This is a genomic window from Mesorhizobium sp. M7D.F.Ca.US.004.03.1.1 (assembly GCF_003998635.1).
GTDB classification, from domain to species: Bacteria; Pseudomonadota; Alphaproteobacteria; order Rhizobiales; family Rhizobiaceae; genus Mesorhizobium; species Mesorhizobium loti.
Window position 1 is genome coordinate 1 of record NZ_RZQG01001622.1, and the last position, 653, is coordinate 653.

Annotated in this window: 1 protein-coding gene and 1 pseudogene; one reads left to right on the forward strand and one right to left on the reverse strand. The window is 64.2% G+C overall.

What is annotated here, in order from left to right:
- The coding region (locus EN935_RS39110; protein WP_164771879.1) for a L,D-transpeptidase at positions 1–240 on the forward strand (240 nt) is incomplete at its 5' end.
- Between the two features lie 60 nt (positions 241–300).
- Here EN935_RS39110 and EN935_RS39115 read toward each other — a convergent pair.
- Positions 301–653 (reverse strand): annotated as a pseudogene (locus tag EN935_RS39115) (hypothetical protein); the annotation flags it as partial.

Sequence of the window (653 nt, forward strand, 5' to 3'; positions counted from 1 at the left end):
GACACGATGTACCGGCTGCACGGCACGCCGGAGTGGGATTCCATCGGCAAGAACGCATCGTCGGGCTGCGTGCGCTTCATGAACCAGGACATCATCGACCTCTACAGCCGGGTCAACGGCGTCGCGCCGGTCTTCGTGCGCCCCAACCTGTCGGCCGCCGGCAAGATCAGCGCGGTGTCGAACAGGACGGCCGAGCCGATCGATGCCGGCGTGCCAAGGGACGCGGAGATGTTGAAGTAAGAGCCTTTTCACGATCTGCTCAGGCGGACGCGCTCGGTGCACCCGCCTGAACAGGTGTTGTTACTTCTTGGTCAGACCCGGCAGCGTGACCTGATAGACCAGGAACATGGTGTCGACATCGGCGCCGTCCTCGGCCTTGTAGGGCGCGCCGACCTGGAAGCCGTCCTGGGCGAGGAAGTCGTTGTCGTTGGCGACGAACAGGAAGTAGTCGTCGGGCAGCTTCGGATCGAGAACGCTTACCACCGACATCGCCTCCCACTTCTCCGAAAGGTTGTTCTTGTCGTTCGGCGCGCCATTGTGCAGGCCGAAGCGGCCGAGCTCGCCCTTGTCGTTGATGTCGATGAACGGCGTCAGCTTGGCCGGCGTCACCGACGGGTCGAGCACGCCCTTGGGCGCCAGCGGCTTGTCGGCGG